General features: G+C 64.8%; 19 protein-coding genes. 6 read left to right on the plus strand and 13 right to left on the minus strand.

Annotated elements, in window-relative coordinates:
* The first annotated feature begins 20 nt into the window (after positions 1-20).
* Both JY500_RS10825 and guaD read left to right on the plus strand, forming a co-directional pair.
* Positions 21-1,403, plus strand: coding sequence for an 8-oxoguanine deaminase (locus tag JY500_RS10825; protein WP_206256363.1), 1,383 nt, complete (start codon positions 21-23; stop codon positions 1,401-1,403).
* The gene (gene guaD, locus JY500_RS10830; RefSeq protein WP_206256364.1) at positions 1,400-2,719 is read left to right on the plus strand and encodes a guanine deaminase; all 1,320 of its coding nucleotides are present in this window, start codon (positions 1,400-1,402) and stop codon (positions 2,717-2,719) included. The genes JY500_RS10825 and guaD overlap by 4 nt, the downstream gene beginning before the upstream one ends.
* A 33-nt stretch (positions 2,720-2,752) precedes the next feature.
* Here guaD and JY500_RS10835 read toward each other — a convergent pair whose 3' ends face one another.
* Genes JY500_RS10835 through JY500_RS10845 form a run of 3 tightly spaced genes read right to left on the minus strand, consistent with a single transcriptional unit; the run spans position 2,753 to position 5,360 of the window.
* Positions 2,753-3,529 (minus strand): ABC transporter permease, encoded by a 777-nt coding sequence (locus JY500_RS10835; RefSeq protein WP_206256365.1) that lies wholly within the window; start codon positions 3,527-3,529, stop codon positions 2,753-2,755.
* A 9-nt stretch (positions 3,530-3,538) separates the two neighbouring features.
* A complete protein-coding gene (locus JY500_RS10840; protein WP_206256366.1) occupies positions 3,539-4,318 on the minus strand; it encodes an ABC transporter ATP-binding protein in 780 nt (259 codons plus the stop codon).
* A 7-nt stretch (positions 4,319-4,325) separates the two neighbouring features.
* Complete coding sequence (locus tag JY500_RS10845; RefSeq protein ID WP_206256367.1) at positions 4,326-5,360, minus strand: ABC transporter substrate-binding protein; 1,035 nt, start codon at positions 5,358-5,360, stop codon at positions 4,326-4,328.
* Positions 5,361-5,857: 497 nt separating this feature from the next.
* Here JY500_RS10845 and JY500_RS10850 point away from each other — a divergent pair, with 497 nt between their 5' ends.
* Positions 5,858-6,694, plus strand: a complete 837-nt coding sequence (locus JY500_RS10850) for a hypothetical protein (protein ID WP_172200072.1) — start codon at positions 5,858-5,860, stop codon at positions 6,692-6,694.
* Between the two features lie 149 nt (positions 6,695-6,843).
* Here JY500_RS10850 and atzF read toward each other — a convergent pair whose 3' ends face one another.
* The 9 genes from atzF to JY500_RS10895 form a co-directional block, all read right to left on the minus strand.
* On the minus strand, positions 6,844-8,658 hold the full coding sequence (gene atzF, locus JY500_RS10855) for an allophanate hydrolase (protein WP_206256368.1): 1,815 nt from the start codon (positions 8,656-8,658) through the stop codon (positions 6,844-6,846).
* A complete protein-coding gene (locus JY500_RS10860) occupies positions 8,655-9,344 on the minus strand; it encodes a cysteine hydrolase family protein (RefSeq protein WP_206256369.1) in 690 nt (229 codons plus the stop codon). The genes atzF and JY500_RS10860 overlap by 4 nt, the downstream gene beginning before the upstream one ends.
* Before the next feature lie 9 nt (positions 9,345-9,353).
* Positions 9,354-10,934 carry an ABC transporter ATP-binding protein gene (locus JY500_RS10865; RefSeq protein WP_206256370.1) on the minus strand — a complete coding sequence of 527 codons (1,581 nt, stop codon included), beginning with the start codon at positions 10,932-10,934 and terminating at the stop codon, positions 9,354-9,356.
* 10 nt (positions 10,935-10,944) lie between these two features.
* Positions 10,945-11,640, minus strand: a complete 696-nt coding sequence (gene biuH, locus JY500_RS10870; RefSeq protein ID WP_206252231.1) for a biuret amidohydrolase — start codon at positions 11,638-11,640, stop codon at positions 10,945-10,947.
* 16 nt (positions 11,641-11,656) lie between these two features.
* A complete protein-coding gene (locus tag JY500_RS10875) occupies positions 11,657-12,577 on the minus strand; it encodes an ABC transporter permease (protein WP_206252232.1) in 921 nt (306 codons plus the stop codon).
* A 10-nt stretch (positions 12,578-12,587) separates the two neighbouring features.
* Positions 12,588-13,694: an ABC transporter permease gene (locus tag JY500_RS10880; RefSeq protein ID WP_206252234.1), complete on the minus strand. Its 1,107-nt coding sequence runs from the start codon at positions 13,692-13,694 to the stop codon at positions 12,588-12,590.
* A gap of 10 nt (positions 13,695-13,704) precedes the next feature.
* Positions 13,705-14,826, minus strand: coding sequence for a BMP family ABC transporter substrate-binding protein (locus JY500_RS10885; RefSeq protein WP_206256458.1), 1,122 nt, complete (start codon positions 14,824-14,826; stop codon positions 13,705-13,707).
* A 474-nt stretch (positions 14,827-15,300) separates the two neighbouring features.
* Positions 15,301-16,053 carry a GntR family transcriptional regulator gene (locus JY500_RS10890; protein ID WP_206252235.1) on the minus strand — a complete coding sequence of 251 codons (753 nt, stop codon included), beginning with the start codon at positions 16,051-16,053 and terminating at the stop codon, positions 15,301-15,303.
* Complete coding sequence (locus tag JY500_RS10895) at positions 16,050-16,463, minus strand: AtzH-like domain-containing protein (protein WP_206252237.1); 414 nt, start codon at positions 16,461-16,463, stop codon at positions 16,050-16,052. Before JY500_RS10895 ends, JY500_RS10890 begins: the two co-directional genes overlap by 4 nt.
* 332 nt (positions 16,464-16,795) lie before the next feature.
* Between JY500_RS10895 and JY500_RS10900 the strand changes: the two genes are divergently transcribed.
* Positions 16,796-17,743: a LysR substrate-binding domain-containing protein gene (locus JY500_RS10900; protein WP_172200103.1), complete on the plus strand. Its 948-nt coding sequence runs from the start codon at positions 16,796-16,798 to the stop codon at positions 17,741-17,743.
* Between the two features lie 84 nt (positions 17,744-17,827).
* Here JY500_RS10900 and uraD read toward each other — a convergent pair whose 3' ends face one another.
* Complete coding sequence (gene uraD, locus JY500_RS10905; RefSeq protein ID WP_206252238.1) at positions 17,828-18,346, minus strand: 2-oxo-4-hydroxy-4-carboxy-5-ureidoimidazoline decarboxylase; 519 nt, start codon at positions 18,344-18,346, stop codon at positions 17,828-17,830.
* A gap of 269 nt (positions 18,347-18,615) precedes the next feature.
* Between uraD and uraH the strand changes: the two genes are divergently transcribed.
* Both uraH and JY500_RS10915 read left to right on the plus strand, forming a co-directional pair.
* The gene (uraH, locus tag JY500_RS10910; protein ID WP_206252244.1) at positions 18,616-18,963 is read left to right on the plus strand and encodes a hydroxyisourate hydrolase; all 348 of its coding nucleotides are present in this window, start codon (positions 18,616-18,618) and stop codon (positions 18,961-18,963) included.
* A gap of 2 nt (positions 18,964-18,965) precedes the next feature.
* Positions 18,966-20,153, plus strand: a complete 1,188-nt coding sequence (locus tag JY500_RS10915; protein ID WP_206252246.1) for a urate hydroxylase PuuD — start codon at positions 18,966-18,968, stop codon at positions 20,151-20,153.
* Positions 20,154-20,164 lie beyond the last annotated feature (11 nt).

Genomic DNA, 20,164 nt, shown 5'->3' on the forward strand with positions numbered 1-20,164 from the left:
CGCCGTGCAGGACCTAAGCCATGACGACCCTTTTACTGCACCACGCCGATGTGCTGCTGACGATGGATGCTGCGCGCCGCGAGATCGCGGACGGCGCAGTGCTGATCCGCGACGGCGTGATCGAAACCGTCGGCACCACCGATGAACTCGCCGCGCTCTGCGCGCACGCCGGTGTGGCGCCGGACGAAACGATCGAGCTGCGCGGCCATGTGCTGATGCCCGGCCTCGTAAACACCCATCACCACATGTACCAGAGCCTGACCCGCGCAATGCCCGCGGCGCAGGATGCGGAGCTGTTCGACTGGCTGCGCGCGCTCTACCCGGTGTGGGCCGGGCTCACGCCGGAGATGATCCATGTCTCCACACAGACGGCGATGGCGGAGCTGATCCGCTCCGGCTGCACGACTTCGTCCGATCACCTCTACATCTATCCGAACGGCAGCCGGCTCGACGATTCGATCGCCGCCGCACAGGAGATCGGCATGCGCTTCACCGCATGCCGCGGCAGCATGAGCGTGGGCCAGTCGAAGGGCGGCTTGCCGCCGGACGAAGTGGTGGAGCGCGAGGACGCGATCCTCACCGATACCCGGCGACTGATCGAGACCTGGCACGACCCGCGGCGGCATTCGATGCTGCATGTGGCGGTGGCGCCCTGCTCACCCTTCTCGGTATCGCGCGAGCTGATGCGCGAATCGGCCGAGCTGGCGCGCCACTACGGCGTGCGCCTGCACACCCACCTGGCCGAGAACGACAAAGACATCAGCTACAGCCGCGAGGTCTTCGGCATGACGCCGGCCGAGTACGCCGAGTCATTGGGCTGGACCGGCGACGATGTATGGCACGCGCACTGCGTGAAGCTCGACGCCCCGGGCATCGCACTGTTTGCGCGAAGCGGCACTGGCGTGGCGCACTGCCCATGCTCGAACATGCGTCTGGCCTCTGGCATCGCGCCGATTCCGCAGATGCGCGCGGCGGGGGTGCCGGTCGGTCTGGGCGTCGACGGTTCGGCATCGAACGACGGTGCGCACATGCTGGGCGAAGCGCGGCAGGCGATGCTGCTGGCGCGCGTCGGCCATGGTCCCGCTGCACTCACCGCCCGCGAGGCGCTGGAACTGGCGACCCTGGGCGGCGCCCGCGTGCTGGGCCGCGACGACATCGGCGCGATCGCGCCCGGCATGAGCGCAGATTGCGTGGCCTTCAATACCGGGGGCGTCAGCCTTGCGGGCGGCGCGGTGCACGACCCGGTCGCTGCGCTGCTGTTCTGCACCCCGCCGCCGGTGAGCCTGTCGGTCATCAACGGCCGAGTGGTCGTGCGCGAGGGTCAGCTCACGACGATCGACCTGCCTCGTGTGCTCGAACGCCACAACCGCTTCGCGCTTGCCCTCGCTGCGGGGCACGCATGAACCAGCAGATCCACCTTGTCCGTGGCGCGGTACTGCACTTCCTCCGCGATCCGGGGCCGGTCGACGACGCCTCGGCCTGCGAGTTCTTTGAAGACGGCGCACTACTGATCGAAGCCGGCCGTGTCAGCGCTGTCGGCGAATGGGGGCACATCGCCGCCGCGCTTGATCCCGCTGCACGTGAGCATGCGCAGTTGCATGACTACCGCGGCCACCTGATCCTGCCGGGCTTGGTCGATACGCACATCCACTACCCACAGGTGGGGGTGCTGGGCTCTTTCGGGCGGCAACTGATCGACTGGCTCACCGAATTCACCTTCCCGGCCGAATCCGCCTTCGCCGACCCTGCGGTGGCGCACCAGTGCGCCGAGTTCGTGGTGCGAAGGATGCTCGCGCACGGCACCACCACCGCATCGGTCTTCGCGACGGTGCATCCGCATTCGGTGGATGCCTTCTTCGAGGCAGCCTCGCACTTTGATCTGCGCATGTTGTGCGGCAAGGTGATGATGGATCGCAACTGCCCGGATTCACTGCGCGACACCGCCGTGAGTGCCGAACACGACAGCCGCGCGCTGATCGAGCGCTGGCACGGCCATGGCCGCCTGCGCTACACGCTGACCCCGCGCTTTGCGCCGACCTCGACGCCGCAGCAGCTGGACGTGGCCGGCGCGCTGTACGCCGCGTGGCCGGATCTGCATGTGCAATCGCACCTCGCGGAGAACAAACGCGAGATCGAATGGGTGCGCGAGCTCTTTCCGGATCGGCGCAGCTACCTCGATGTGTATGCGCGCCACGGCCTGATCGGCCCGCGCACGATCTACGGCCACTGCGTGCATCTGGATGAAGCCGAACGCAAGTGGATGGCCGACACGCACACCGCGGCCGCGTTCTGCCCGACGTCCAACCTGTTCCTCGGCAGCGGCATGTTCGACTACGGCGCCGCACGCGATGCGGGCATGGCGGTGGGGCTCGCGACCGATGTGGGCGGTGGTACCTCCCTCTCGTTGATCCGCACGCTGGGCGAGGCCTACAAGGTGTCGCAGTTCTGCGCGCAGCCGCTGGCGCCGCTCTCGGCCTGGTATCTGGCCACGCTGGGGGGCGCCAGGGCCTTGGGGCTTGAACACTTCATCGGCAACTTTGAAGCCGGCAAGGAAGCGGACTTCGTGGTGCTGGACCTGCACGCCACCGAGGAACTGGCGTGGCGGATTTCGCATGCTTCAACGCTGCAGGAGCGCCTGTTTGCGCTGCAGACGCTTGGTGACGAACGCTGCGTGGTGGCGACCCACGCGATGGGCCGCCCGGTGTATCGGCGCGATTGAACGACGGGGCGCCCGAAACGGCGCCCCGCTTTGTCAGAGTGCCGCGCCGGCGCCGCGATGGGCCCAGCCGGTGAGGCGGCGTTCAAGCGCGGCAAAAAGCTCGTACATCACCACGCCCATCGCGCCGATTACGATCAGCCCAGCGAACACCAGCGGCATGTTCATCGACGAGCTGGCGGACATCATCAGATAGCCAATGCCAAGGTTCGAGGCGACGGTTTCGGAGATGACCGAGCCGACAAAGGCGAGCGTGATCGCCACCTTCAGCGAGGCAAAGAAGTAAGGCATCGCGCGCGGCAGCCCAACCTTGCGCAGGATGTCCAGCCGCGATGCGCCGAGCGAGCGCAGCACGTCTTCCAGTTCCGGCTCCAGCGTCGCCAGCCCGGTCGCCACGTTCACCACCACCGGGAAAAAGGAGATCAGGAAAGCGGTGAGGATCGCCGGCACCGTCCCGATGCCGAACCACACCACCAGCACCGGCACGAAGGCGACCTTTGGGATGCTGTTGAAGCCCACCAGCATCGGGTAGAGCGCCTTGTAGACCAACGGTGAGGAGCCCACCACCGCGCCGACCACCAGCCCCACCACCACTGCCAGTGCGAAGCCGACCAGGGTGGTGAAGAAGGTTTGCGTCGCGTGCTCGAAGATCGGCCCCGCGGTAGCAAGGCCGGCCTTGAACACCGCGCTGGGTGCCGGCATGAGGAATTCGGGCACCGCGAAGCTCACGCACATGCCTTCCCACATGATGAGGATGAACAGGGTGACCGCCCATGGGGCGAGCCGCATCAGGGTCTTCTGGCGAATGGCCATTGCGCTGCCTCAGTGCTTTCGGACGTGGCCGATGTGCTCACGCAAGGCGTGCACATGGCTGGCAAAGTGGTCGGTGTAGGTCAGATCCAGATCGCGCGGGCGCGCCAGGTCGATTTCTCGCCGGACGAGGATGCGGCCGGGGCGCGCGCTCATCACGTACACCGTATCGGCAAGGAAGACTGCCTCGCGCAGATCGTGAGTCACCAGAATCACCGTGAAGGGCTGCGTCTGCCAGAGGTCGCGCAACATGCACCACAGCTCTTCGCGGGTAAAGGCATCGAGCGCACCGAAGGGTTCGTCGAGCATCAGCAGGCGCGGTTTGTGGATCAGCGCGCGGCAGATCGAAGCACGCTGCTGCATGCCGCCGGAAAGCTCCCACGGAAACTTGTCTTCGCAGCCCGCGAGGCCCACTGCAGCCAATTGCGCGCGCGCACGCTGCTCGAATTCGGCGCGGTGGCTGCGCAGTTCGCTGCGGTAAGGCTCGACGATCTCCATCGGCAGCATGACGTTCTGCAATGTGGTTCGCCAGGGCAGCAGGTTCGCTGCCTGAAAGGCCATGCCCACCAAGTTGAGCGGCCCGCCCACCTGACGGCCATTCACATAGACATAGCCGTCGTTGGGCAAGCGCAAACCGGAGACGAGCTTCATCAGTGTCGATTTGCCGCAACCGGATGGCCCGACGACGGCGACGAACTCGCCTTCACGCACATCAAGGTTCACATCCTCGATCGCTCGGGGACCATCGTCCGTGTAGGCAAGGCTGACGTTCTCGAATCGGACGAAGCTCATTCGCGCCTCACTTGACCATCCGCTCGGCCTTGGCCGGCAGGAAGGCGGGATTGAAGAGTTCAGCGCCGCTCGGCACCTTGGGCAGCGCGTAGGCTTCGGCGGTTTCGGCGATCGAACGCTGCAGGCGCTCCGGCGTCACGCCGCCGAGCCCGTTGGCCTTGACCTCCGGCGTGACCACGTTGGCCGCGAGTGCGAGCTTCAGGCGGCGGGTCTCGAGCGCGGCATCGACCAGCGCATCGCGTTCCTTCACTGTCATTGCGGCAGCATCCGGCGAGGCGATCGTCTCCTTGAGCGCCTTGTTGAACGCACGCAGAAAGCCAGCCACGGCTTTCGGCTGTTCGGCCGCGAACTTCGGCGCAACGATGATCGCGTTGCCGTACAACTCCACGCCGTTGTCGGCGAAGGGCATTACGGCGATGTCCTGTGGCTTCACGCCGCGCGCTTCGAGGTTGAGCAGGCTGGTGAAGTAAAAGCCGGTGATCGCATCCACATCGCCGCGCGCCAGCAGGGTCTCGCGCAGTGCCGGTTCAACCGACTGCCACTTCACGGCATTGGGATCGAGCTTGTTGCTCTTCGCAAACGCTGGCCAGGCCTTGCGGCCCGCATCGAACACCGGCGCCGCGAGTGTCTTTCCGAGCAGGTCGGCCGGCTTGTTGATGGCGGACTTCTTCAGCGAGAACACGGCGGCCGGCGTGCTGTTGTAAACCATATACACAGCCTGGATCTTGGAGCCCGGCTGCTTGGCATCGTATTCAACCAGTGCGTTGAAATCGGCGAAGCCCATTTCGTAGGCTCCGGTCGCCACGCGGGTAACCGCGCCAGCCGAGCCGTTGCCTGCATCGATCGTGACATCCAGCCCTTCCGCCGCGAAGTAGCCTTTCGATTTAGCCAGCAGGAATGGTGCAGCCGGGCCTTCGAAGCGCCAGTCGAGCGTGAACTTCAACTTCAATGCCTCGTCCGCAAGAACACTGCCACCGTTGAGTAGCAAGAAAGCGGCACCGGCAAGCTGAATGACTGTGCGGCGAGTAAAACTGAAAGGCATCGGGTTCTCCTGAATTGGCAACGTGAGCAGTTGCACCAACTCAGCAATCCGTATGCCACACCCTATTTCCAGTCAAACCGCCCGAGGCAGCCGGCCAATCATTTCAATGACGCCAGTCTGGTGCAATAAAACCCGAATTGCATTTCAATCTGGTGCGCACGGCAAATTGCTGCATCAATTCGGCGCATCGCTCGATCGATGATCACGAAACCGAAAACCGCAATATCCGGGAATCGCATACCAAGCTACCGCAAACCCAGTCTGCACAAGACCTTTCCGCCTCTGTCGCAAAAACACCGACAATTCACGGCACGCAAACCAGTTAATCCGCCGTTAAGGTTCGTGTATTACGGAATCATTATCCCGGGTATAAGCACCCCCACTCCCTTGCACTGCTAGCATCGAATCGAATCAAAGCGCTGCCGGCACGAAGGCCGTGACCGCAGGCGAGTTTCCGATTTCATTCAAAGCCAGCCCGAACAGACAGGGAGATTCACATGAAAGCAAAACTTTCGCTCGGCGTCGCCGCCGTACTCAGCGCAATAGCCGCCGCCCCCGCCTCCGCGGCGGATTGGAGCGATACCTCGGCTAGCTGGCGCTACGGCACGCAGTTCGCCGAACCCGCGATCGACAAGGACATCAAGAAGAACATCTTCGCGCTGACCCATGTCAGCGGCTACAAGTACGGTAGCAACTTCTTCAACGTCGACTTCCTGCTGTCGGATGAAAACGACCCGGCCGCGGGCGGGAAAGGCGGCGCGCAAGAAGTCTATGCCGTCTATCAGAACCAACTGCACCTGGGCAAAGTCACCGGCGCCGATCTGTCGTTTGGCCCCGTGCGTGATATCGCGATCACGACTGGCTTCGACGCCAGCGCGAAGAACACCGACTTCGCGGCGCGCGTCCGCAAGTTCACGTTTGGCCCGACCTTGAAATTCGGCGTACTCGACGGCTGGGTCGACTTCAGCCTGATGTACTACAAGGAAACCAACCACAACGGTATCGTTGGCAAGGATGTGAATTTCGAGAGCACCTACCGCGTGGCGGCCGCGTGGGGCATCCCATTCAACGCCGGCCCGCTGCCGATCAGCCTGAACGGCTTCTTCACCTACACCGGCGAGAAGGGCAAAGATGGATTCGGCGCCGACACGAAGCCTGAAACGCTCACCGACATCTTCCTGATGGCCGACCTTGGCGCGCTGGCTGGCAAGAAGGGCACTTTCCTGGCGGGGGTCGGGTACGAGTACTGGCAGAACAAGTTCGGCAACGACCATGAACAGGTTGTCGGTTCAACCGGCAAGACGCCGATGATCAAGGCGGAAGTGCATTTCTGATTCGGATCCGCGATTGGAATGAACAAAGGCCCGCGTTCATGCGGGCCTTTTCTATTTACTCGCCGGGAGAATTACATCGACACCGAACATCAAGCGAAGCCAGCACGGCGCCCCCTTGTTGGAACGAGATTCGGTGGCTGCCGCCGCGCTCAGCGCGCGGCGAGATAGGCGCGCCAGCCGCCGTAACCGGTGATGTCTTCTGCCCCGTCCGCTGCGAACGCTTCACAGACAAAGCCTTGCACACTTGAACCATCTGCAAGCTTCACAACGCCAATACCAAGCGGTGCGGGGATCCCCGCGACGAAACTACCGAATTCGCGCGCAGGCATCTCCCAGACTTCCATCTGCACCGAGCCACCCCCCTCCCCGACTCGAATCATGCCGGGGCGAAACGGTGGCCCGCCGGGTAGCGCGACGAGGCGGTATTCCGGTGCCGACATCACGTCGGCCACAAGACGAGCGGCACGGCTCGTGAGTTGCGTGTTGAGTGGCAGGCCGCTCATGTGAGCGCCGCACACCGCAACACGCACTTGCCCGCTTGGGAGCAAGGGGTTTTCGAATGCCCCGGGCATCGGAAGCCCGGTTGCACCAAGTTGCGCCCCCAAGGCGCGCTGCATCCGCGCCGCAAGCCGCAGCAGTGGCCCATCCTGGTGTGCACACGAAAACAGGGTGACGCCGAATGGCAGACCATCGGATTGAAAGCCCACGGGTACCGCGGTGGCGGCATAGTCCAGCAGGTTCATGAAATTGGTGTAGGTGCCGAGATTCGCGTTGAGCCGGATCGGATCCGCGAGCATCTCGGCGATCGTGTAGATCGTGCCCGCAGTTGGCGTAAGCACGCAATCGATCCGTTCCCAGATCGCATCGCACTGTCGCTTGGCGGCTTTCAATCGATAGCCGAAGGTGTAGGCGTCGGCTGCTGACCATCGACGGGCACCGCCGATAATCTCGCGGATCACCGGTAACGGGACCGCTGGATTGGCGTCGAAGAATTCGCGGATTGCCGCATAGCGCTCCGCCACCCAAGGGCCGTCATAGAGCAGCTTTGCCGTATCAATAAAGGACTGCAGATCAACTTCGACGACCTCGCCTCCGAGCGACTCGATCCGCGCGATCGCCTCACCGAACAAACGTCTCGCTTCGTCGTTGCCGAAGAAGGCCAGTTGTTCGCTCGGCGGAACGCCAACCCGGAAACGGCTGGCGCTGCCGAAATCAAACCCGTGGCCTTCAGGCTCCCGGGCGAAACAGTCGTCGGCATCGAAAGCGGCGGCCACGCCGGTCACCGCCTCGGCATCGTCGGCGGTCAGCGCGAAGACCGACACGGTATCGAGCGAGCGGCACGCCGGCACCACGCCGGTTGTGGACAGCCAACCCAGGGTCGGTTTGTGCCCGACCAGGTTATTGAAGGCCGCTGGCACGCGGCCGGAGCCCGCGGTGTCGGTGCCCAGCGCGAAGCTGACATAGCCCTTCGCCACCGCAACCGCAGACCCCGAACTCGACCCGCCCGAAATGTAGTCGGGGTTGAAGGCGTTGCGACACGCGCCCCAGGGCGATCGGGTGCCGTTAAGCCCGGTGGCAAACTGGTCAAGATTGGTCTTGCCGATCGGAATCGCGCCCGCTTCGATCAGACGCTGCACGACAAATGCGCTGGCCTGCGGCGTGTAGGCAAACTCGCGGCAGGCGGCGGTCGTCGGCACACCGGCCAGATCGATGTTGTCCTTGATCGCAAACGGGATGCCGTAGAGCGGCAGCGACGCGGGGTCGCGCCCGGCGAGCGCCTGCGCGTAGCGGCGGATGGCGTCATCCGAGAGCCGCGTGATCCACACACAGTTCGGATCTTCTGCGGTGCGCCGAAGCACCTCGTCCACCACATCGAGCGGTGTCAGCCTGCCTTCGCGATAGGCCGTCTGGAGACTGGCGATATCCAGGCTCTGCGCGTGCAGCGCCGCTTCGGGTTTGCTCATGCGCGCCCCTTTGCGAGCAGCGTTTCTCGGGCACCAGTGAGCGCCGCGAGACTCGCAGTCCAGCCCACGATGCCGCCTTGCGCTCGCACCATATCAAGCGTCGCCTGCTTGAAGTGCGGGAAGTAGCTGGCGGTGGCCTCTTCGACCAACAGGCAGTTGTAGCCGCGGTCGTTCGCTTCACGCATCGTCGTCTGCACGCAGACCTCGGTGGTGACGCCGGCAAAGATCAGCGTGTCGACGTTGCGGCGCGCGAGCCATTCGCCCAGATCCGTCGCGTAAAACGCACCCTTGCCCGGCTTGCGCAACACACGCTCGCCCGCCAGGGGCGCCAGTTCGGGCACGAAGTCGCTACCGGCTTCGCCGTCGATCAAGATGCGGCCCATCGGACCGGCATCGCCGATGCGCTTGCCGGGCGCACCGCGCTGCAGCTTGGCGGGCGGACAGTCAGACAGGTTCGGCGCATGTGCCTCCTTGGTATGCACGATGCTCATGCGCACACTGCGCGCCCAATCAAGCAACTGCCGCGCAGGGGCAATGCACCCCGCAAGCTGCGACACATCGTTGCCCAGTGCCTCGCCGAAACCACCCGGCAGCAGGAAGTCGCGCTGCATGTCGATCATGATCAGCGCGCTGCGCGTGGTCTCGAACCTGAACAGCCCCGGTTGTGCGTCGATGCCCAGTTCCATAGCCCCTCCCTAAGCGTGCGCCTCACCGGCCATGTAGCGCCCCAGCGTCGCAACATCGGCGCCGGCGCGCAGGCACTCGTACCCGATCTGCCCTGCGTGCATCACCAGCAGGCGATCCGAAAGCTCCAGCAGTTCGTCCAGGTCTTCGCTCACCAGCAGCACCGCGCAACCGGCATCGCGCGCCGCGCGCAGCCGGGCGTGGATCGCCGCCACCGCGCGGAAGTCGAGCCCGAACACCGGATTGGCCACGATCAACACCCGCACCGGGCCTTGGGCGCCGGCGCTCAGCTCGCGCGCCAGCACGGCGCGCTGCACATTGCCGCCGGAGAGCGAGGCAATCGGCGCGCCCGGCCCCGGCGTGCGCACACCGAAGTGTTCGATCATGCTGCGCGCCTGCTCGGCGAGTGCCTTGGGCCGCAGCCAGGGGCCGCGTGCGAGCGGCGCTTTGTCGAAACTGCGCAGCGCCATGTTGTCCGCCACGCTCATCTCGCCCACGCAGGCATTGCGCAGCGGCTCTTCCGGCAGACTGCGGACGCCCAGCGCCTGCATCTCGTGGCGCCGCTGGCGGTAGGGCTTACCGTCGATCGTGACGCTGCCGCTGAGGTGCCGGCGTTGCCCGAGCAAGGCTTCCACCAGCTCGCGCTGGCCGTTGCCGGACACGCCCGCAACGCCGACGATCTCGCCCGCCCGCACGCTGAAGCTCGCCTTGTCCACCGCCGGCACGCCGCGATCACCAATCACCGTGAGCGCGCTGACCCGCAACACTTCGTCACCGGTCGTGTGGCTGGTTGCCGGCGAGGGCTCGGCTTCGGTCGACGCGTCGTCGGCGCCCATCATTGCGACGGCCAGGCGATGGGGGTCGGTTTCCGACACCTTTGCCCCGGCCACATGCTTGCCGCGCCGCAGCACCGTCACCGCGTCGGCAAAACGCATCACCTCGCGGAACTTGTGGGTGATCATCAGCACTGTCAGCTTGCCGGCCTGCGTACGTGTCTGCAGATAGCCCAGCAGCTCGTCGGCCTCCCCCGGGGTGAGCACAGATGTCGGTTCGTCGAGGATGATGAAACGGCGTTTGAGGTAGAGCTGCTTGATGATCTCGACCTTCTGCTTCTCACCTGCCGCCAGTTCGCCGGCGAGCGCGTCGAGCGGCACGCGGAACGGCATCTCGGCGAGCATCGCGTCGAGCGCGGCGCGCTCGCGCTTCCAGTCCAGCAGTGCGGGCAGGCTCGGCTGGGCAAGCAACAGGTTCTCCGCCACCGAGAGATTCGGTGCCAGCGTGAAGTGCTGGAACACCATGCCGATGCCCAGCGCGGCTGCTTCGCGCGGGCTGCCGATGCTGCGCTCGCGGCGGTCGACACTGACGCTGCCGCTATCCGCCGGCTGATAGCCGATCAGGCATTTGACCAGGGTACTCTTGCCGGCGCCGTTCTCGCCCAGCAGGGCGTGGAAGCTGCCGGCGGCGACATGGATCGACACATCGTCGAGCGCGACGAAGTCGCCGAAGCGTTTCGTGAGGTTGAGTACCTCGACTTCTGCCGCCTCGCCTTGCGGGGCTTCAACCCCCGGAACAACGATTGCCGATTCGAACATGGCGCGCGCCTCAGGCGTCCGACCACGCGGCCAGCGCAGCGAGCACCGCGGCCGAATCCGCCACCGCGCCGAACACACCGCCCTGCATCAGCACCATGTTGATCGCGGCAAGGTGATTGTTGTAATCAGTCGCGCCGCAACCATCGGTGACCAGCAGGCATTCGAAGCCGCGATCGTTCGCTTCGCGCATCGTGGTGTGCACGCACACATCGGTGGTGATGCCGGTGAGCACGATGTTGCGGATACCGCGGGTGTGCAGCACCAGCTCCAGATCGGTCGCGCAGAAGGAACCCTTGCCGGGTTTGTCGATGATCACTTCGCCCGGCAGCGGGTAGAGCTCGGGGATGATGTCCCAGCCCGGCTCGCCGCGTACCAGGATACGGCCGCAGGGCCCGGCGTCGCCAATACCCGCGCCGATGCGCTGCGAGCGCCAGCGCTTGTTCGCAGGCAGATCCGACAGATCGGGTCGATGGCCCTCGCGGGTGTGGATCACGTGTGCACCGGCTGCGCGGAACTTCGCCAGCAGCTTGCCGATCGGTTCGATCGGCGCGCGGGTCAGCGAGATGTCGTAGCCCATCGTGTCGACATAGCCGCCCTTGCCGCAGAAGTCGGTCTGCATGTCGATGATGACGAGCGCGGTGTTCGGGGGCGTCAGCGCGCCATCGAACGGCCAGGGATAGGGCTTGGATTCCAGGGTCAGGCTCATGGTCGTGCCTCGGTCATCAGCGATTCAGGGAAAGCTCGCCAGGCGCGCCCTTGAGGCTGGTATCGCGCGAACAGGTCAGCGCCATCAGCAGCAGGGTCAGCGCGTAGGGCGCAGCATTGAAGAGGTAGTAGCCGGACGAGATGCCGACGGACTGCAAGGCCGGTCCGATCGCCCCGGCGGCGCCGAACATCAACGCTGCCAGCACACAGCGGCGCGGCTGCCAGCGCGCGAAGATCACCAGCGCAACCGCCATGATCCCCTGCCCGTTCGAGAGCCCTTCGTTCCAGCTGCCCGGATAGAACAGCGACAGGAAGGCGCCGCCCACCCCCGCCAGGGCGCCACCGAATACCGTCGCCGCGATGCGGGTCGGGATAACCGCGGCACCGGCCGCGCGTGCGGCGGCCTCGCTATCGCCAACCAGGCGCAGCGTCAGGCCGAGTCGGGTATTCGCGAACGCCCAGTGCAGGGCAAACGCCAGCACCAGACCCGCGATGAAGAGCGGGTTGATGTCGAGCGCCGAACGCAGCGCGGGCGAATCGCTCCACGCCCCGAGGTGAAACGCGGTGAGCGTGGGCGCCTGCGGCTGTATGTAGGCCTTGCCCCAGTAGAAGGCCAAGCCGGTGCCGAGCAGCATCAGGGCAATGCCGAGCGCGATGTCGTTCACCCGCCGCAAACTCGCGAGCAGCCCATGTAACAGGCCGAACACGGCGCCGGCACCGGCCGCGGCGAGCACCCCGAGCCAGGGCTGGCCGCTATGCAGCGAGGCGGCGTACGCACTCATCGCCCCCATCACCAGCGTGCCTTCGAGGCCAAGGTTGATGCGCCCCGCTTTCTCGGTGATCGTTTCGCCCAGGCTCACGAACAGGAAGGGCGTGCTGACGCGAATCGCGCCACCCAGCATGGCCAGCAGCACCGCAGTGATCGCATCGACGTGCATTGGGGCCTCCTCAAACGCTGACGTCAGTCTTGGCCGCCAGAGCTGGCGTTGGCGAATGCCGCGGCGCTGCCAGCTGCGGCAGCCGCCACGCATGGCCGCGCAGGGTTTCGATCGCGATCAGCACGACGAACAAGATGCCCTGCAGCACAAGCACGGTGGCGTCCGGCATGTCCAGCCGGCGCTGCAGCAAGCTGCCGGCGGCGCCAATGCCGCCGATGAGGACCGCGGCGGGGACCACGGCCAGCGGGTTCTGCCGTGCGATGAAGGCGATCAGGATGCCCGCATGGCCGTAGCCGACCAGCACCGACGCGTTGCATGCGCCATGCACCGCCGCGACTTCGATCATGCCGGCAAGCCCGGCCATGGCGCCGCCAGCAGCGCACAGCCCGATCACCCACGGCGTGACGGCGAGCCCCGCCATCGCCGCGGCGCGCGGGTTGCCGCCCACCACGCGCACGGCAAAGCCCCACACGGTGAAGTGCAGGAAGACCCAGGCCAGCAGCGCACACACGACACCGACCGCAAGCCCCACATGGACATCGAGCCCCGGCAGTGCGCCCAGCATCGCTTCCGGCGCCAAGGGATAGGTCGAGGGCTTGTTGAGACTGGCGGGATCGCGCAGCGGACCCTCGACAAAATGATTCATCAAGGCCACCGCGATGTACGACAACAGTAGGCTGGAGATCGTCTCATTGACGCCGCGCCACTGACGCAGCGCACCCGCAAAGCCAATCAGCACCCCACCGGCAATCATGCCGGCCAAGGCCATGGCCAGCCACAGCAGCGGGTTCGGGCTGCCCGCCAGTGGCACGGCCACCGCCGCGGCGCCCAGCGCGCCAAAGGCCAGCGCCCCTTCGCCGCCGATGATCACCAGCCCTGCGCGCGCTGGCAGCGCAACCGCAAGGCCAGTGAGAATCAGCGGTGCCGCACGCAGCAGGGTGTTCTGCCAGCCGAATGCATCGCCAAACGCTCCGGCAAAAATGGTTTCGAGCACCTCCAGTGGCGCCTGCCCTTCCAGCGCCACAAACAGCGAGAACAACATCAACGCGATCGCCAGCGCTGCAACCGGCAGCAGCGCATCGATCAACGGACGTGGGCGGGCAGGCGCGGCGCTCATCTGCGTGGCCTCAGACCGAACCGATCACGCCTTCGACGAGGTAGTTCATCCCCTCAAGCTCGATCGCCTGCTGCGCGAAGCTCTTGCCTGCGGCGATCACTTCCTTGCCGGTGTTGTCCTTCAGCGGGCCCTTGAAGATCACGAACTCGCCCTTGAGCATTTTCGCCCTCACCTCGTCGGCGGCCTTTCGTGCCTTGTCGCCCACAGCGGCACCGTAGGGCGACATCTTGACGAAGCCTTCCTTCAGGCCGCCGCGCACGAAGTTCGGGAAGGGTTTGCCTTCCTGCAGCGCCTTCACGAAGGTGGTGTTGGGGGTCACCCAGTCCCACTCCGCGCCGGTTAGGTAGCCCTTCGGGGCCAGCTTGGCCTGGCTGGCGTGGTAGCCACAGCTAAAGGCGCCACGGCGCTCGGCGGTTTCAACCACGACCTTGGGGCCATCCACATGGCAGGTCAGCACGTCGCAGCCCTGGTCCAGCAGGCTGTTGGCCGCTTCCGCTTCCTTCACCGGCATCGCCCAGTCACCGGTGAAGATCACGCGGGTCGTTGCGTTCGGGTTCACCGAGCGCGCGCCCAGGGTGAAGGCGTTGATGTTGCGCAGCACCTGCGGAATCGGCTTGGCGGCGACGAAGCCGAACTTGCCCGTCTTGCTGGTGAGTCCGGCGACGATGCCGCTCAGGTATTCACATTCATCGATGTAGCCAAAGTAGCTCGCGACGTTCTTCGGGTGCTTGCCTTCCGACCACAGGCCGCCACAGTGCGCGATGTGCGCGTTGGGGTACTTCTGCGCCACTTTCAGCACGTGCGGATCGAAGTAGCCGAACGAGGTGGCGAACACCACGGCGGCCTTGTCCTGCACGATCATCGCTTCCATCGACTTCTGCACCGCAACGGTTTCCGGCACTTTCTCTTCTTCGATGACCTTCACGCCGGGCAGCTTCTTCAATGCTGCAGCGGCCTGCGCGTGGGCCTGGTTGTATCCGAAGTCGTCGCGCGCACCGACGTAGATGAACCCGACCGTGATGCCGCCCGCCGCCAGCGCGTCGCGCACCGACGCGGGCAGCAGCCCCAGCGCAGGCGCCGCCGCCGCGGCCTTGATGAAATTGCGACGCGAAAAGCTGGAACGATCCTGCATGGCGTTTCTCCCTGATCGATGTCATTGGCCGGAGGGCGTATCACTGACAGCGCAGTTCTTGTACGCCGTCTTGTATGCAAGATACGCAAAGCGCGTGCCAGTCTTGCCATCGAAACCACCGCGATGTGCCTGCCAAGGCTGGAGGGCGCGCGGGCAGTACGCAGAAGGCTGAGCGGGCAACATGGGTCGTACGGGATGCGCCTGCGGCGCAATCAGGAGTACGTTGGAACCGCCCGATTTACGAGCCGCCTTGGTGCGGCGCGCACCGTTGGCGTGCTCCATCGCGCAGGAGATCGAGGCGTGACGACGACGAAGGTGTCCGGTGCGACAGCCCGTTCTTAAGGACCGCGAAAGCAGGCAGCGCGACGGCCCCTCGCCACGTTTCGCGCACAAGGCGACTCCGCCAATGCGAAGAACGGACTTGGTGGCGGAAGCGTCGCGCTTGAGCTGCGCCTACCGAAGCAGCCGACCTGCTTAACCGCGCCCTGTCCGGCGCGCTTCGTAGAGCTTATGCAGCGTGATCTTGCGCACCTCTGCGCGGCTCGCCTCGATGTGGGCCGCAAGTAATGAGGTCGCCCGCTCGCTGCCGCGTCGCCGGATGGCGCGCAGGATCGCGGCGTGTTCCGCGTAGGTGGTCTCGATGCGCTCGCGCTGCGTGAAATCGAGGCGCCGCACGATCCGGATGCGCTCGGTCACGTCGGCATGCACCCGCGCCATCTCGGGATTGCCAGCGGCCTCGACCAGCGCCATGTGGAAGGCTTCGTCCTGTAGCGCCACGCTGCGTCCGTCGTTGTCGCGCTCCGACTCATCGAGGAGCCAATAGGCTTCCAGACGGGTCAAAGCCGAAAGGGATTCCTTGCGATCGCACAAGCGGCGCACTGACTCCAGTTCGATCAACTGACGCAGGTCGTAGAGGTTCTCGAAGCGATCGAAATCGTAGGGGTTCACGCTCCAGCCGTTGCGAAACTGAACGCTGAGGAAACCCTCGCGCTGCAACTGGTACAGCGCTTCGCGCACCGGTGTGCGTGACACGCCTAGCCGCTCGGCAAGCTCCGTCTCGGTAAAGCGGTCGCCGGGGAGAAGCCGAAACTCAGCAATGTCGTCCTTGATCGCGGCATAAACCGCCTGCGCTCGGGTCGCCGGTTGTTCCGCAGCACGCGCGCCGGCAACGCTGCGGCGCCCCCCTTTCGACGGCGGCTTTGGCTGCGAGGCACGACGCGCTGTCATGCCTGCGACTCGTTCTTCAGGCTTACATGCGCAGCAACGATGCGCCAGCCACCATGCTCCGGGAGATCCGATCTCACCCAGGTCTGGCTCTGCCGCCCACCGCCTTCCCTATCGGTATAGCGGAACACCAGGTTCACCGTACCCAGATCCGTGCCGTACGTGCTGACCTCGCAACGCACGATCCGCCTTGGCGAGCTCTGCAGCGGCAAACTGGCGCGGAAGGCGACCACTGCGTCGTAGCCGAACTGCTCGTCTGCCAAACCGAAGCGCAGTGTGTTTTCCCCCGGCATGAAGAAACGATCCAACGCAAGGCGATCGTTGCCCACCAGGGCCACCTCATAGCGTTCGGCAATCGCCGTCAGCTCATTGCAGATGGCAGGAATATTGATCTGATCCGCAGGAATCGGCATCACTCACCTTGCGTGCAGTTTTGTGTACAAGATAAGAATAACGCAGGTTCCGGGCCACCGCGCCTGGCGCGCGATTGCGTGCTTCGCGATAGCGCCGCGCGCCAACACTCTGGTTGCGCATACGTAGTCCTGCTTCCGTCGGCGAAAGCGCGCCAGTCCTCGCCAAGCGGCGCATCCATGCACCATACGCCAGCGAAGGGACACCGCCAGAGGCACCACCTCGGTGCCGTGAGGCCAGACGTTGGCCTCATCGATGCATGGGAGAAGGCCGCCAGGTCCGTGGAACGAGACTTGCATAGCTTGCTGCGTTGCAACGTACAAACGGAAAGAACATGGCCAACAACTCCTGGGACACGATGGACGTCCACCTGCTGCGCGTGCTCCACGCAGTGCTGGCCGAATGCAGCGTCACCAAGGCGGCGCTGCGCCTGAATCAGTCGCAACCAGCGGTGAGCACCGCGCTTCGTCGGCTGCGCGATATCACCGGCGACCAACTGCTGGTGCGCTCGCGCAACGGCATGACTCCGACCGAACGCGGCGCCGCGCTGCTTGAGCCCGTCAAGCTGGCGCTGGCGCAGATCGAAGCAATCGCAGTACGCCAGGTGCGTTTCGATCCGGCAAAGTCGCGCCGCGTCTTTAACATCGCCACGCCGGATTACCTCAACGCGGTGGTGCTGGGCGAAATCGTCGCGCGGCTGCGCAAGTTCGCGCCGCATTCTCAGGTGGTGTTCCACTCGCTCGGGCCCGACAGCGACTTCACACAGGCCCTCGAATCCGGCGAACTCGATGTCGTGATCGGCAACTGGCCACAACCGCCCGAGTTGCTGCGTATGACCCCGCTATTCGAGGACGATCTGGTGTGCGTGATGCGCAAGGACCACCCACTCGCCAACCGCCCCCTAACGACCGAACGGTATCTTGAGGCCGACCACCTGGCGCCGACACCCTATTCCGTTGGTCGCCGCGGCGTGATTGACATGCACCTTGCACGCGAGCGGATCAAACGCAATGTGGTGGCGTATGTCCCCTACTTCGGCTTGGTGCCCTACCTGCTTTTGCAGACCGACATGATCTTCACCGGCCCGCGCGTGTTCGCCGAGCACTTCGCGAAGCTGATGCCGCTAGCAGTAACCGAGGTGCCAATCGATTTTCCGAAGATGGCCTTCTATCTTCTGTGGCACGACCGCACGCACCTTGCAGACGAATGTCGCTGGTTCCGGGAGCAGATCGTCAACGTTGCGCGCAAACCGCAGGAGCACATGCTGACGGTAGCCGCCTAGCAGAACGGGGGCATGCCTGGCGTGCCCCCACCACGCACGGATGCCGCGCCCTTCCTCCACAGCAGGGGGTTTAAGTAAGTCGCTTCAGATCACGCGATCCGCGAGGCGCAAGGCAGCGATCCTTGCGATCTGTGTCAGCGCTTCATCGAACTCGGCTTCCGGTGTATTGCCCAGACGCGCCGCGAAACGCTCGATGATCCCGGCACGGTCATAGCCACGAACGGCGAGGATGAACGGGAAGCCGAACTTAGCGATGTAGCGCGTGTTGAGTTGTTGCAGGCGCTCGAATTCTTCGGCGGTGCAGGTATCGAGCCCCGCCCCCGCCTGTTCTCCACGCGACTCCACCGTCAGCTCACCGCGAACCGCGGCGCGCCCGGCAAGTTCCGGATGCGCGCGAATCAAGGCCAGTTGCAGTGCTTCCGGTGCGCTTCGCATTGCGGTGACTAGAGCATCGAGCAAGTCATTGCGATCGGCAAACGGGCGTGCAGACCAAGCAGCATCCGCCACCCAAGGCGAGTGTTCAAAGATGCCGTCGAGGGCTGCAACAAACGCCTCGCGCTCCAGGGCGGACAGGGCGGCAACGGAAACAGGTGTGCAGGGCATTGAGATGTCTTCAGGCATCGGTTGGGGCACAGGCCCGATGGAATCAGACTAGGGAGCCGCAACATCCGCCGCAAGGCGCCAAATCGAATAGCGATATTCGCCAATTGCGGATGACAGGCGGCGGAGCCCGAGCGTGCGAGGCGTTCCACCGGTGGGCCGGCGCTCATTCGAACTTGTGGATAGCGGGTATCCACCGATCAGGCGAGCCCCCTTCCTACAATCCCGCCATGTGCCGACTTCCCGCCGGCCTCCCCCAGATCGGAATCAAGATGGGACGACTGACAACCCATGTACTCGACACCGCCCACGGCTGCCCGGCCGCCGGCATGCATTACGCACTCTTTGCCGCGGACGGCACGACACCGCTTGTGCAAGGGGTGACGAATGCCGATGGGCGCTGCGACGCGCCGCTGCTGGAGGGCGAGTCGCTCGTAGCCGGCCACTATGAGCTGCGTTTCGAGGTCGCGGCGTACTTCCGTGCCGCGGGCGTGCAGCTCCCCGAACCGCCATTCCTCAGTGAAGTCAGCATCGCGTTTGGCGTGGCCGACACCGCAGCCCACTACCATGTGCCGCTGCTGGTTTCGCCCTGGGCGTACAGCACCTACCGGGGTAGCTGAGCATGGATCACGCATACCTCATCGAAGTCGCCAGCATGTTGCTCCGCTGGCTGCACCTGATCGTCGGCATCGCCTGGATCGGCTCATCGTTCTACTTCGTATGGCTCGATAATTCCATCAAGCCGCCGACCGACCCGAAGCTCAAGGAGGCCGGCGTCGGCGGCGAGCTGTGGGCGATGCATGCCGGGGGCTTCTACAACCCGCAGAAGTACCTGGTCGCGCCCAAGGAGTTGCCGAAGGAACTGCACTTCTTTTTCTGGCCGTCGTACTCGACCTGGATCACCGGCTTTCTGTTGATCTCGGTGCTCTACTACTTTCAGGCAGCGACTTGGATGGTCGACCCGGCGGTTGCGCAGATCAGCGCGACGCAGTCGGTACTGATCGGGCTTGGCACGTTGGCCGGCGGTTGGATCGTCTACGACCTGCTGTCGCGCCTGCTGATCGAACGCAGTCAGCTCGTGTTCGCGGTGATCTACACGCTCTTCGTCGCCGCAGTGGCCTGGGCGCTGACGCACCTGCTGGCAGGTCGCGCCGCATATATCCACGTCGGCGCGATGATCGCCACGACGATGAGTGGCAACGTGTTCTTCATCATCATCCCGAACCAGCGCAAGCTCGTCGCGGCGATGAAGCGTGGCGAAGCGCCCGACCCCACGCTGGGCAAAAAGGCCAAGCAGCGTAGCGTGCACAACAACTACCTGACGCTGCCGGTGCTTTTCGCGATGATCAGCAACCACTACGCCTTCACCTACAGCCATCCACAGGGCTGGCTGGTGCTGGTGCTCATCATGCTGGGCGCGGCACTGATCCGCCACTTCTTCAACCTCAAGCACAAGGGCGAATGGCGTTGGGAATACCCGGTCGCCGGTGGAGCGATCCTGCTCGCCGTGCTCTGGTGGACAGCGCCGGCGCCGGTCGTGCGCGACGCGTCAAAACCGGTGCCAGCGCTCGCGCAAGTCCTGCCTGTCATTCAGGCCCGCTGTACCGCCTGCCATGCCGAGAAGGCAACGATGATGCCGTCTGCCCCCGGTGGCGTGATGTTCGATACCGAAGCGCGCGTCCGTCAGCACGCGCAACGGATCTTCGCGCGCGCCACGCAGACGAAAGACATGCCGCTGGGCAATATCACCGGCATCACCGATGACGAGCGCGCACTTATCGCCGCCTGGTATCTCGGCGGCACACGCTAAGGTAAGTGCAG

Origin of the sequence: Niveibacterium microcysteis (assembly GCF_017161445.1) — a bacterium.
GTDB lineage: Bacteria > Pseudomonadota > Gammaproteobacteria > Burkholderiales > Rhodocyclaceae > Niveibacterium > Niveibacterium microcysteis.